Annotated in this window: 18 protein-coding genes and 1 pseudogene; 17 read left to right on the top strand and 2 right to left on the bottom strand. The window is 27.4% G+C overall.

Going from position 1 to position 12884, the window contains the following annotated elements:
* The first annotated feature begins 196 nt into the window (after positions 1-196).
* From ACOBME_RS02225 to ACOBME_RS02200, 6 genes are all read left to right on the top strand, one after another.
* Positions 197-934 carry a hypothetical protein gene (locus ACOBME_RS02225; protein ID WP_419334071.1) on the top strand — a complete coding sequence of 246 codons (738 nt, stop codon included), beginning with the start codon at positions 197-199 and terminating at the stop codon, positions 932-934.
* Between the two features lie 15 nt (positions 935-949).
* Entirely contained in the window at positions 950-1606 is a 657-nt protein-coding gene (locus ACOBME_RS02220; RefSeq protein WP_419334068.1) for a hypothetical protein, read from the top strand.
* Positions 1607-1648: 42 nt separating this feature from the next.
* Positions 1649-1921: a hypothetical protein gene (locus tag ACOBME_RS02215; protein WP_338963634.1), complete on the top strand. Its 273-nt coding sequence runs from the start codon at positions 1649-1651 to the stop codon at positions 1919-1921.
* Positions 1922-2102: 181 nt separating this feature from the next.
* Positions 2103-2366, top strand: a complete 264-nt coding sequence (locus ACOBME_RS02210) for a hypothetical protein (RefSeq protein ID WP_338963633.1) — start codon at positions 2103-2105, stop codon at positions 2364-2366.
* 89 nt (positions 2367-2455) lie between these two features.
* The gene (locus ACOBME_RS02205; protein ID WP_338963632.1) at positions 2456-2833 is read left to right on the top strand and encodes a hypothetical protein; all 378 of its coding nucleotides are present in this window, start codon (positions 2456-2458) and stop codon (positions 2831-2833) included.
* A 120-nt stretch (positions 2834-2953) separates the two neighbouring features.
* The gene (locus ACOBME_RS02200; protein WP_338963631.1) at positions 2954-3541 is read left to right on the top strand and encodes a hypothetical protein; all 588 of its coding nucleotides are present in this window, start codon (positions 2954-2956) and stop codon (positions 3539-3541) included.
* A gap of 13 nt (positions 3542-3554) precedes the next feature.
* Here ACOBME_RS02200 and rnhC read toward each other — a convergent pair whose 3' ends face one another.
* Entirely contained in the window at positions 3555-4442 is an 888-nt protein-coding gene (gene rnhC, locus ACOBME_RS02195; RefSeq protein WP_338963630.1) for a ribonuclease HIII, read from the bottom strand.
* Between the two features lie 98 nt (positions 4443-4540).
* On the opposite strand from rnhC, the gene ACOBME_RS02190 reads away from it, so the two are divergent.
* The 4 genes from ACOBME_RS02190 (at position 4541) to rpsB (ending at position 8314) form a co-directional block, all read left to right on the top strand.
* The gene (locus ACOBME_RS02190; RefSeq protein ID WP_338963629.1) at positions 4541-4882 is read left to right on the top strand and encodes a 4'-phosphopantetheinyl transferase superfamily protein; all 342 of its coding nucleotides are present in this window, start codon (positions 4541-4543) and stop codon (positions 4880-4882) included.
* Between the two features lie 93 nt (positions 4883-4975).
* Complete coding sequence (locus tag ACOBME_RS02185; RefSeq protein WP_338963628.1) at positions 4976-5902, top strand: hypothetical protein; 927 nt, start codon at positions 4976-4978, stop codon at positions 5900-5902.
* A 243-nt stretch (positions 5903-6145) separates the two neighbouring features.
* A complete protein-coding gene (locus ACOBME_RS02180) occupies positions 6146-7108 on the top strand; it encodes an IS1/IS1595 family N-terminal zinc-binding domain-containing protein (RefSeq protein WP_338963247.1) in 963 nt (320 codons plus the stop codon).
* 282 nt (positions 7109-7390) lie between these two features.
* On the top strand, positions 7391-8314 hold the full coding sequence (rpsB, locus tag ACOBME_RS02175; protein WP_338963626.1) for a 30S ribosomal protein S2: 924 nt from the start codon (positions 7391-7393) through the stop codon (positions 8312-8314).
* Here rpsB and ACOBME_RS02170 read toward each other — a convergent pair.
* Positions 8311-8727, bottom strand: coding sequence for a hypothetical protein (locus ACOBME_RS02170; RefSeq protein ID WP_338963625.1), 417 nt, complete (start codon positions 8725-8727; stop codon positions 8311-8313). The two genes, rpsB and ACOBME_RS02170, sit on opposite strands and share 4 nt — an antisense overlap.
* Here ACOBME_RS02170 and tsf point away from each other — a divergent pair.
* The 7 genes and pseudogenes from tsf (at position 8710) to ACOBME_RS02135 (ending at position 12823) form a co-directional block, all read left to right on the top strand.
* Positions 8710-9600, top strand: coding sequence for a translation elongation factor Ts (gene tsf, locus ACOBME_RS02165; RefSeq protein ID WP_338963624.1), 891 nt, complete (start codon positions 8710-8712; stop codon positions 9598-9600). The genes ACOBME_RS02170 and tsf overlap by 18 nt on opposite strands.
* A gap of 29 nt (positions 9601-9629) precedes the next feature.
* A complete protein-coding gene (locus ACOBME_RS02160) occupies positions 9630-10244 on the top strand; it encodes a hypothetical protein (protein ID WP_338963623.1) in 615 nt (204 codons plus the stop codon).
* 251 nt (positions 10245-10495) lie between these two features.
* Positions 10496-10966, top strand: a complete 471-nt coding sequence (locus tag ACOBME_RS02155) for a spiralin lipoprotein (RefSeq protein ID WP_338963622.1) — start codon at positions 10496-10498, stop codon at positions 10964-10966.
* A 321-nt stretch (positions 10967-11287) separates the two neighbouring features.
* Complete coding sequence (locus ACOBME_RS02150) at positions 11288-11443, top strand: hypothetical protein (RefSeq protein ID WP_338966611.1); 156 nt, start codon at positions 11288-11290, stop codon at positions 11441-11443.
* Positions 11444-11550: 107 nt separating this feature from the next.
* Positions 11551-11700, top strand: coding sequence for a hypothetical protein (locus ACOBME_RS02145; protein ID WP_004027793.1), 150 nt, complete (start codon positions 11551-11553; stop codon positions 11698-11700).
* Complete coding sequence (locus ACOBME_RS02140) at positions 11700-11951, top strand: hypothetical protein (protein WP_419334062.1); 252 nt, start codon at positions 11700-11702, stop codon at positions 11949-11951. The genes ACOBME_RS02145 and ACOBME_RS02140 overlap by 1 nt, the downstream gene beginning before the upstream one ends.
* A gap of 437 nt (positions 11952-12388) precedes the next feature.
* A pseudogene (locus tag ACOBME_RS02135) lies at positions 12389-12823 on the top strand (DUF3627 domain-containing protein).
* The last annotated feature ends 61 nt before the right edge of the window (positions 12824-12884 follow it).

The raw sequence follows: 12884 nt of genomic DNA, 5'->3' as shown, positions 1-12884 counted from the left end.
TAAAATTTTTATTGCTAAATTTTGTGAGCCAATATCGAAATCAGCAATATTTAAAATTTTAACTGGGGCAAAAGGGTTTGGAAAATATTATCTTATTTGTTTATTAGCGTTATTTTATACATGCAATTTTTTAGATTGAAATTGTCTACTGGCAAGATATACTTACATATCAGCCAAAGATAACTACGATAAGAAAATGACAAGAGTTATTAATGATTTAGAAGAATATGGAGTCACAATCAAAGAAGCTATTTCAGAAAAAATAATAAAGAAAAAAGTTAGTGACACTAGATTTGAATATATTTGACCGAATGGCAGAATAATTAAAGTTGTTGGTTTTGACAACGGAAGTACTTGAGAAGGACAAGATGCATCAGTAGGGGAATATTCCTTTTTTGGTTTAGACGAGGTAATTCCGCTAGATGCAACAATTTTAGATGAAAACGAATACATATATCGATTATTCAATATGATAATTCAAATTTCACGTGGGAAAAATATTGCAACTACAAGAGAAGTAGTTCCACAATTATGTTATTCAGATGATGATGTAACAATGGAATTACGAAAAGAACAGATTATTATTTTTGGCTTTAACAATCATAATGCTGATCATATTATTTATGAAACATTCGTCCAATCTATTTTTCCATTAACAGAGGAAGTCCAAAAAGAACTAGATGATAATGATATATCATATTTTAATGATCAAACTTTTATGAATGATATTGGTGTGACAGTTGTCAGAGGTACTACAAAAGTAAATAACAAAAATCTTAATCAAAGAGTATTTGATTTAGGAAATTGATTAAATGAAAATAAACCAGAAGTATATGATTCACTATTTCGTGGGGGAGAGCGTCAATTTAATCCTGAACGTTATAGTTACAAAAAAGACTTAATTACTGGTGCCAAATTTTTTAATCCAAAATAATTTTATTGAAAAGATATGAACAAATATTGATTTACTAAAATTAAAATTGGTGCAGATTATGCTGATAGTATAAAAGGGCAAGATGATGCCACTCAAATTTTAATAGGATTTGAATTTGATAAGGAAGAATTTATTGAAGGAATTTATATTCTTGAAGAACAATCAATATCAAGTACAGAATTTAAGGATATGACTGAAAAAGTTGATAGTATGGTTAATAAAATTAATAGTTGATCACAAATTTATCATAATTTAAAAGAAGAATTTAACTATCGGATTGGACATGATGCTCGTACAGTTGGCCATTTTGTTAGAAAAACACTACTTGAAAATAATGATTGAAAAAATATGGATTTAGATATTACAAGATTTTCTACTATTTTAGTTACTGGAACAAAAGGATGAAGTGTACAAGACCGACATTATAAATGAAAAAGATTATTAGCCGAAGGAAAAATTTATTTTAGTGAGAATTTAGATGTTTTTAAAACATTTAATGACAAAGAAATATTAGTAAAAAAGAACGGTTATTTATATCAAGAATTATTTAACTGTATTAATAATGAGAAAACTAATATTCGCGATGAAAAACCTGGTGTAAATAAATTGGATATGATAAATGCAGCTGAATGTTGTTTTAGCTATTTTAGGTTTAAATTATTTAAAAATTAAAAAAATAAGTTATAATTAATATGTAATAGGAGTTGATGTGAAATGAGTAAAAGTGAAAATAAGAATTATATTGACGAAAATTTTAAATGATTTAATGATAATAAAAATGAATTAATTAAAAAATATAATTTAAAAAATGAGGATATTGTTATAATTTCGGATAAAAAATTTGTAGCAAAATTTTCTAATTATGATGAAGCTAATATTTATTCATTAGAAAATTTAAGTGATAAAAAATTCATCGTTCAAAAAATTAGTGATTTAGATCCAAAAATGAATAATTTTGGATATGTGGGATTAAGTTTTTATGCCTAAAATTTGAACGTCACTTAAAAATAGAAGATTCGAAGTTGATTTAGTCGTTACTTCCATTTCCAACAAAGAAATTAATTTAAAGGATGGTTTTTTTGTAAAGCTTTAATAGATACCTGGTGCAACAAATTCTGTTATATAAACTAAAATTGTTGAAAAATTAAAACTTGAGTCAAGAGGAAAAATGAAAGTTTCTACTGGTTCTAATTCAGAAGATGAATTTTATACATATATGGTTGCTTTACATTTACCAACTGACCTTCAACAAGGAATAGTATCAACACCTGAGGGATTAAAATCTCGAGTATTCCCAAGTTCATTTGTAACTAAGATTACAATGGTTCACGGAAATGAACATATTTTCAGCCAAGGATTTGACGCAATAATTGGACTGGATGTACTTGAAAGTGGCCATTGTACTATTGCTGGCCCAAATATGGTATTATAATTCTAATTTAATTTATAACTGCCAAAAATTAATGGCAGTTTTTTATTTTAATGTTATAATTTTATTAACGGTATGAACTAAATTCTTAAATGTCTGTGGTTTTCACATCATATGGGGAACGGTTAAGCCACTATTATGCTTACTTTACAACCCAATCAAATTATCTTGTTTTTGTTTATTTTGTTTTTTATTTATTTCAAAATAAATTTAAAAACACTAAACCTGATTTTATTATTCGGTTAATGGTGACAGTTTATATTACGATGACAATGCTGGTTTTTTGGTTTGGATTATTTGCCCAAGGTGATCTTGTTAAAAATCAGAGTATTTATGAATGAATTTCAACTTTTATTTTACACACAATTATTCCAGGGGTAATGATTTTTAGTTATATTTTCACTGCTGGTGATACTTTTTATAAATTTGAAACACATCATAAAGCTAATTACTGGTTAATTTGTTTATAACCATTCTTATACTTAATTTGTATTTTAATTCGTGGTTATATTCGCCATGCTGATCACCAACCAGATAACACCCTATTTCCATATTTCTTTTTAAATTTCTATGCGACAAATGGGTTTCCAATGTTAGCGGTTGGTACGGTTCTAATTTTTACGTTATGTACCTCGTTTCAATATTTATTTATTTGGATTAATAACTTATTTTATTTCCGTAAACAAATTAAAGAGAATAATATTACTAAAGTTGATCAAATTAAAATTATGTTAAATATTAAACAATACCGTCAGTTAGATCGGAAGGGAAAAATTGCAATGATTTTAGCAATTGTCGTTGCGATATTTAACATTATTTTTTCAATTTTATATTATGTTTTACGGAATGTTTGATCAAAAATTCTTAATTATCCCTATAAGAATGAAATTGTTTTATCATTTAGTATTATTACTTTAATATTTGCGGTTTTAGGATTAGCAAACTTCTATTGAGCGCGAATTGTTGTCGGGTTTTGTTCAATCGCCTTAGTTTGTTTTAATTGAATCTGAATTGCGGGGCCAATCTTTGATGTTGTGATTGCGACATTATGTTTAAATAATCATAAGTATTCAAAAAGTGATTTAGATACTTATTTAGCAAAGCACCATAAACCATTGAAATTAAATAAAAAACCAATTACTGATGAAATGCTGCGGTTAGCTGAAGATGAAAAATAATCCTTCGAAAGGATTATTTTGCTTTTAAATTAAAATGAATTTTTAAAAAATGTTGATATTCACGAAGCGGACGTGTTGCTTTATATTTTTGTGCTAAAGCTTTAACGTTTTCATTTGCTCCTAACGGTAACTTTAGATGATATTTTGTTTCAAGGTTTTTAATCGTTGTTAAGAAGGTAGCACGGCTAAGAATGGCACTACACGCAATTGCTAAGGATTTTTCTTCGCCTTTCGTAATAAAAACCACATTATCTTTAACAACAGGAGTTATTTTTTGTAAATATTTAAAATATTTTGTTGCATTAACAAACTGGTCAATAAAAATTGTCTTATTTGTTAATTGATAAATTGATAATAATTGGACTAAGGCTTGATTATGGGCTAGCGCTTTAATAACATGGGCATTTTGATATTGGGTATATCATTGGTTATATTGATTATTATCAATCACAACGGTCACCGATTGAACAAGTTTTTGAATGATTGGTGCTAGGGTCATAATTTGTTCAGTTGTCATTTTTTTACTATCTTTAATTGGTAATGTTACTAGTTGTTGAAAACTTGTTGGCGGTAAATAAGTGGCAGTAACAACAAGGGGACCAAAAACATCACCAACCCCAACTTCGTCATTTCCAATCACATCTTTTTCAAAATAAGATGTTGTTTGACTAGCGGGAATGATGGGGGTTATTGGGATTGTAAAAAATTTTGCCGCTTCTTTATCGGCTTGATAGCCTTGGAATAAAACACTATTTGTCTTATAAATGCTAATTGTAATACCACTTTTATTAAAAACATTAACTTTATTAGGATCAGTATTATTAATTTCATACGTTTGGTAAGTGTTAATAATTTCTTGAATAACTTTCGGATCAACTTTCTTAAAACTAACATTTTTCATATGATTGTCCCCATTATTTTCTTTCTTTAAATTATTATATCGTTTTTTTAATCAATTTGTTAAAATATTACTAAGATAAAAAGAGGGGAGCATTGAGGATGATTAAAAATGTTGGAATTGATATTGTCCAAAATAAGCGAATTAAACCATCAACAGTATTAAGCCAGAAATTATTAAGTATCAGTGAACTGCAAGAATATGAAACATTAATGGATAAAGAACACCAACGCCAGTTTTTAGCTGGTCGGTGAGCGGCGAAAGAAGCATTAATTAAAGCGTTAGAAATAAAGTTAATTTTAAACGAAGTCACAATTAAGTTAAAAGATGATAATAAATTACATGTTGAAGGTGTACCGTTAGGAGAAAATGAAGTTATTCATGTTTCACTTAGTCACGAACGCGATTATAGTGTTGGTTTTGCAATTTGATCAACATATTAACAATTTTTTATAAAAAGTTGTTTTTTTTATCTTTTTTAGAAAAGTAGAGTATAATAAAAATTGGTAAGTTTGTTTTGTAAAGGAGGGGCAAAAATGTATTATTCATTTGACGATATATTATTTAAAGATTATTTAGACAATTCATTTTTACGAGAATGAATTTTTAACAATAGATATGCTGCTGATGGTGTCTTTAAATTTTTCTTATGAATGTTTATTTTTGCTGCCTTTTTCTTGTTTACAATTCTTTCTTCATGAACTTTTTTACATTATAAAAGTAAAAAGATCAGTGCTCGCCACGGCTTATTAAATTTTATGGTAATTGTTGGTGGGATTAGTGTCTTTTTCTTTAGCAGTATTATTTGGAATTTAGTGTTAGTTCCTGATCTTTCAATTGATCCGAGTTATTATCGAACTTTGTTAACGGGATATTCATATTTGCAGTTAACAATTACCTTAGGAATGATTGTCAATAATCGTCGGTTAGTATCGATTCTATTATATGTTGTTTATGCTTCACCGTTTATTATTATTATTGGTCCAGTTATTGTTAATAATTTAAATAATATTAATCGTTATGATAAAGATTTATTTATTTTATTCACTTGTTTAGTAATCTTACTTTTTGTTGTGATTTTACAACTTTGTGGGTTTTTAACACGTCAAGATGAAAAAAGTAACATTATTCGCTTTGTAACAATTTTAGTTTTATTTAGTTTGCTTAATAGTTCAACAAAAATTTCATTACCATTTGTGCTTGATGATAATATTAAAATTCGGCAACTATTGCATCAAGCTTGATCAGTAGCAACCGTAATTGCTGATTTATTTGTTTGATTTGTTTTAATGCTTTATCTTTGCCAGCTTTTTGCCAATGAGCACAATGCCATTTATCAAGAAGATGACTTAGATTTAATTGAAGTTTTAATGTTACAAGAACTTAATCGTAATTTAACTTTAAATAACCATTCAAAAGAAGAAATTAATCCTAATAATTGGAAATTGAAAATGTTAAATTAAAAAATGATTGTTATTTTTGATTTACCTATTTACTACTGAAAAAATTATTAAATTTGAAAAACAAACAATTTTTAATTTAAATGATAATTTTTATCGAAATGAACAGCCGTATAAAAATGAACAGCTAAAAATGCTTTTTATCTTGTATAAAAAGCATTTTTTACTTTAATTTTGTCGAAAACTCTTGATATTTATAAAATATACCTAAAATTAGGTATATTTTTAATATATAGAGGTAAATAAATGATGAAAAAAATAATTACAGAATTAATAAATAGCTTAACAGATGATCAATTTTTAGAATTTTATGAAAAAATAAAACAACAAGCAGACTTAATTAAAAAACAAAAACGTTTAAATGAAATTGATCAAAAATTTAGAGATAAAGGCATTATATGTCCTAATTGCAAATCTTTTCATTGTGTTAAAAATGGTCATAATTCCGAAGGAAAACAAAAATATTTATGTAAAAAATGTCGTGCTAGTTTTGATGCATTTCGTCATCATTTTACTTATTGAAGTCATTTAAATTATGAACAGTGAAATTTATTAATTCAAATTTCATTGTTAGGACAATCTAGTAAAATAATTTCTCGTTTTATTAAAACAACCCCAAAAACCGCTTGATATAATCGACAAAAATTAATGCAATCAAAACAATTAGAAAATACACAGTTAAAATTTAAAAAATTAAATGGTCAAATCCAAATGGATGAAACATTTATTAAAGAAATTCATAAAGGCAATTTTAAAGATAAATTTGATAAACGAAAAACTCATCTCGATCCATTTTCAACTGATACCAAATGCTGTATTCAAATGGCAGTTGATAGCAATAATAATATTTTTGTTCAATCCACCAATACCAAAAGATTACAAAAACAATGGATTATTGAAAATATGAATAAGCAACTAATTAAAGAAAAATCAATAATTATTTCTGATATGCAACCACTATATTTATTAGTAGCAAAACAAACAAATTCTACTCTATATTCCACCAAAACTAGTACAAACCCTGATACTAGTTATCAAAAGTTAAATAAGATTAGTAAATTACAATCCAGTCTTAAAGAAGCCTTAATTCATTATCATGGTTTGGGTTTCACTAATATTCAAAATTATTTAAAGCTCTGAAAATGAAAATACCAACACAAAGGTTTAACACCAAACCAACAATCAACGGTATTATATTTTAACGTTTAAAAAATTTAAAGCAAAATCATAATCTTACACAAAATTAGTTTTCAAATTGTCATATTGATGATTTTTTTTATTTCATCAAGAGTTTTCGACAAAATTAAAGTTTTTTATTTGCTTGTTTAAAATAAAGTGTGTTATAATTTTAATGCTTGTATTCAATAAAAATTAATGGTATACAATACACATTTATGGATTCATTTGCCCAGTGCTATTTATTTTAATAAGATAGTGGTGAATGTTAGAAATAAATGGAAGCTTTAACGAAAAGGAGAATTTAATAGAAATATGGCAAAAGAATTAACAAGAGAAATGTTATGAGAATCTGGTGCGCAATTTGGGCACCAAACAAAAAGATGAAATTCAAAAATGAAACCATATATTTATGGTGAGAAAAATAAGATTCATATTATTGATCTGCAACAAACATTATGACGATTAGAAGATGTTAAAAAATTAATGGCATCAATTGCTGCGCGTAAAGGAAAAATTTTATTTGTTGGAACAAAAAAACAAGCAAAATGAATTGTCAAAGACGCTGCTGAGCGTTGCGAATCTTTTTATGTTAATCAACGTTGATTAGGGGGAACATTAACTAATTTAAGAACAATTCATTTACGAGTGAAGCGTTTATGAAACATTGAACGCCAAGAAAAAAATGGTGAATTAAAATTATTACCAAAAAAAGAACAAATGTTAATTAAAAAAGAAAAAGAAAAACTAGAAAAATTTTTAGGTGGAATTAAAGGAATGAAAGAATTGCCACAAGCATTGTTTGTGGTTGATCCAAAAGAAGAACATATTGCTGTGCGTGAAGCACGAAAATTACGCATTCCAGTAATTGCAATTTGTGATACTAATGTTGATCCAAACCCAATTGATTATGTTATTCCAGCTAATGATGATACTTCACGTTCAATTGCAATTATTACCCATCATATTGCTGATTTATATGGTGATGCAATGGGATTAAAAATGCCGGAACCACAATTTAAACCAAATGAATTTGTTCGTCGTGAAGGAGAGGATAATCGTGGACCACGTGGTGGTCAATACGATAATCGTCGTTCATTTAATCGTAATATGCCTAACCGTGATTATCGTTCAGAAGGACCAACAACCAGAGCATCAGTTGGTCCTAATCGAACAGGGGAGAAAGTTGCTTCAGTAGCGGCTGCACCTGAACAGTCAGTACCAAAAGCAAAAGTTTAGCAAGTTGCTACTGTAGCACCGGGTTCTGATCAACCAGCACCAAAAATAAAGACTGAGAAAGTTGCTTCAGTAGCGGTTGCCCCTGAACAACCGGCAGCAAAAGCAAAAGTTGAAAAAGGGACAGCAGATAGCTCAACTTCAAGTTTTGATTTAAATATAATCAAAGTTGTTGATAATGATTTAGAAAAAACATTAACAAAATTAAAAGTTGATGAATTAGAACCTTTAGGAAATCTATTTGGGTTACCAAAAGGAAAAAAAGCCGAAATGGTTAGTGCCTTAGGTAAACATTTAACAATTGTTGATAGTAAAGTAGTAAAAAAATAACAAAAATTGAATTGTATTAACTGATTAGTTTCAATACAAGCAGCATTAAATTTGAAAGGAGAATCAGTATGGCAGTTACTGCACAATTAGTAAAAGAATTAAGAGAAAGAACTGGGGCTGGAATGTTAGATTGTAAAAAAGCATTAGAAGCCACAGATGGAAATATTGAAAAAGCAATTACTTGATTGCGTGAAAAAGGAATTACAAAAGCCGCAAAAAAATCAGACCGTGTTGCTTCGGAAGGATTAGTTGGTTTAGTAACAAAAGGAAATAAAACAGTTGTTTTTGAAGTTAATTCAGAAACCGATTTTGTTGGAATAAGTAAACAATTTTTAGATTTAATGGCAATTGTTGGGGAAACTTTAATAAATAATGACCCAAAAACAGTGGAAGCAGCATTACAATTATCAGTTAATGGTGAATCATTAGAAACAGTTATTGTTCATGCAATTGCTACAATTGGGGAAAAAATCACCCTTCGTCGTTTTAAAACATTACATTTACAAGAAACTCAATCGTTAGGAGTTTATATTCATTCTAATCAACGGATTGTAACAGTATTAGTGTTTGATGGTAAAATTGATGAAACAATCGGAAAACAATTGGCAATGCATGTTTCAGCAATGCGTCCGCAATTTATTTCGCGAGATGATATTTCAGCTGATTTTTTAGCAAGTGAAAAAGCAATTTTAACAACTGAAGCAAAAAATGATCCTAAAAATGCGGGAAAACCAGATAATATTTTAGAAAAAATGGTTGAAGGACGTTTAAACAAACAATTAGCGGAAATTTCATTACTTGATCAAGTTTTTGTTGTTAATCCAGACCAAAAAGTTAGCGATGTTATTAAAGCAAATAATGTTAGTGTTGTTGATATGATTCGTTATGAAGTTGGGGAAGGAATCGAAAAAGAAGAAGTTGATTTTGCAACTGAAGTAATGGCACAAGTTCGTAAATAGAACTGTTTTGCCAGAAAGGAGGGCATAAAATGGATGCTCAGAAAGGAACAATAATTGCGATCGCAATGGCAGCATTTTTATTTGTTGCTGTTAGTTTGTCAATTATTGGTTGTCTAATTAGTTTTACAAAACGAGAATTTAAAGAACGTTTTGTAAACAAAAAGATTTTAATTATTTTATTTACTGTGTTAGGAATTAATTTACCAGTTGTTATTGTTGGTTTCTTATTAGAATTTGTGATTAAGCCAGCAACAAATGCACCAGTAATTGCGGTTATTGTAATTGCTTTTGTGTTGACAGTTGCTGTTGGTGTTTACATTTTCTTATTTTTACAAACAATTGCAATTGGAATTGATGAAAAAGAAATTGCTTTTTTAGGAGAACGAATTTTAATTCGTAAAATTAATCGTGTTGAACGGAACGATAAAACTAACCAGTTAATTATTCATTATACGGAAGGAAGTCGTAGTAAGAAAAAAACTCGTTTTTCATTAGCAAGCCAAGCTGGTCAATTTATGGTTAATAATGTTAGCTTATTAAACCAAGAAATTATGATGTTTGTGCCAGATAGTGAACAACCAGCAGATTCAAAACCAACGGCTGAATCAACTCCAGAAACAGTAAAAGAAACAAAAAAAGATTAATCAATTTAATTGAAAATTTTTTTTTTTAATATTTATTGCTTTTTTAAAAGAATATGGTATTCTTATCGGTATAAGGGAAAGAAATTAAGAAAGATATAAATAAAGACAGTGGGTTAGAAAGCAGTTAAAGTATTATTAAAATATGTAATAGTAAATTAACGTTCCTTTCCTCTTATGTATTACAATTTTTTAATTGTAATAATTACTTTTGATTTCATATGTCCTACTTAAACAGAAAGGAAATAAAAAAAATGAAGAAACTTCTAGCTATTTTAGGAGCATTCGGATTAACAACAACCGGAGCAACGACAGTAGTCGTATGTAACAAAGGAGATAACAGTAAAGATACTTTAGGGGGATTAAAAGCATCAGATTTTGAAAAAGCTTTATTAGGAGTTGCAGATGACGCTGCATTAAATACTAAAGTAATTGGAATTGTTGCTGGTAAAGTAACAGATGAAGCTAAAAATAAAGAAATTACTGATAATCTTAAATTATTTGGATACACTTTTGTAGTAACAACAAAAGATGTTACTTTTTCATTAGAAAAAGATAAAAAATTTACTTTAACAATTAAAAAAGCAACTGATGATCAAATTAAAGATTTTTACAAAAAAGATACAAACAATGAGATGCAGGCTGAGGACTTGACAACAGCTAAAAAAATCCAAGGATATGTTTCAGGGACTGAATTTTCAAGTGAAATTACAGTTAAAGAATAAGGAACAGCAACAGTTGATATTTCAGGGGTAAGCTAAAGGTTCACCTGAACTTACTGTCGCAACAATTACTGATGTTAAACAATCTGAATTAGATGTTATTAATGCTGTATATTTATAGTGACTGCTGAAGGAAATAAAATTTTGGGATTATTTACTTTTAATGTTAATGTTAAAGGTAAAACAGCTTAGTTAATAAACAACTTTTAATTAAACCAAATATAAAAAAACACTAATTAATTAGTGTTTTTTTATGCTTTTGGTTAAAAAATCTTTACAATCCGAGAATATCCACTAAAATTAATATAACAAGGCATCGTGTAAGTGAAGTGCAACAAATCAACTCAGAAAGGAGTTGATTTTTTAATGGAAAGAAAACATTATTTTATTTTACGGTCCTTAGTAACTAAGTATGGAAAAGATAATGTTATTAATACGGTAAATAATATTGTAATTAATAATGAAAAAGAAGATGAATAAATTATCCGCGTAATTTATTAGCGGTAATTTATTCAATATAGTTTATTTTGAGCGTAGCGAACACGCGAAGCGTGCCGCGAAAATTAGATTTTTAGGGGGAATAAGTTATGCCAGTTTGATTAACGACAATTTTTAGTGTTGTTATTATATTAGGTATTTTTGCTTGAATTGGTTTATCAATTTATCAAAAAATTCGCCAAATTCGAGGAAAGAAAAAAGATAAAAAAGAAATTGAAAATAAGGAGGATAAAAAATAATGTTAGGTATGTATTTAACAACAGCAATTAATTTTTTAGCAGTTGGTGATAAACCTACTATTTCAGATGGAATGGGTTCTATTTGAAGTGGTTTAGGGCAAGCAATGATGAAAGTTAAAGAAGCAATTTATGCTGTATTACCACAATTAATGACCTTTTTAGGTGATGCGTGAATTATTTTAATTCCATTTGGTATTTTTGTTATCATTAAGATTTTAAACTTTTTCCGTGTTATGGTTAAAATATTTTAATATTTATTATTACTGATCATATATCTTAGCTATGGCACACTAGCTTTTATGTGAGTTGATTAAATAATTTTGTTGTTTATTTTTGTATTACACACTGTCTATAAGTTATTATTGAAATTATTAGTAATGAAATAATTGTTTTAAAGTAGGATTTAATAAAAATAAGAATATTTTTATTAAGGGTCATATTAATAGTAGTTTTGGAATATAAATTTTTATAATATTCTTTATAAATATATCTACTTTCTTTTTAAAATTTGTAGGCAGTGTGTAGTGCAAAAATATCAATTTAATTATAAATGATTAATTTTATATTTTAATAACTATTATAAAAATTAAATAGTATTTTTCAGTGTGTCAATTTTTATTATTTTATATATTTAACATTGTTAATAACATTGTTTATTAAATAAATATTTAGTTAGGAGTTGATAAAATTGAGTAATTTTGTTAAGAAAAATCAAAATATAGAAAATTATTTTATTCGTAAAGAGTTGATAGTTTTTGAAACAGAAAAAGCAATTTTTATAAATTTACCTAATCATAATCGTCATATTGGTTTTTGGTTGAGTAATAAATTTATTTATCCGAGTGAAAAACACTCAGAACAAGTAGCAATCGGTTTGATTTATGATAATTCTTATCGTATTGTAAAATATGATGAAAATTTAAAACGTCATGTGTGAAAATATTTAACTGGAGCAGAACTAATCAATTTGTATAATCAATACAAATAAAATTATTTTACACAAATGAAAAAAGCAATATTTCCTGGTGAACCTCAAAAAGTAAAAACAACTAACAATAATTTAACAAATTGAAGTGATGAAAAAGTAGATAAATTAATTAATGATTTGAAGGACTTAAATTAATGGGTTTATATGATTATTGAGTTCAATTTGTTAGTTATATTATTGGTTCAAATGCTCCTGA

This window comes from Spiroplasma endosymbiont of Sarcophaga variegata (assembly GCF_965178695.1).
GTDB lineage: Bacteria > Bacillota_I > Bacilli_A > Mycoplasmatales > Mycoplasmataceae > Spiroplasma > Spiroplasma poulsonii.
Note: the sequence above shows the minus strand (reverse complement) of the source record. Positions and strands in the feature narration are given on the sequence as shown.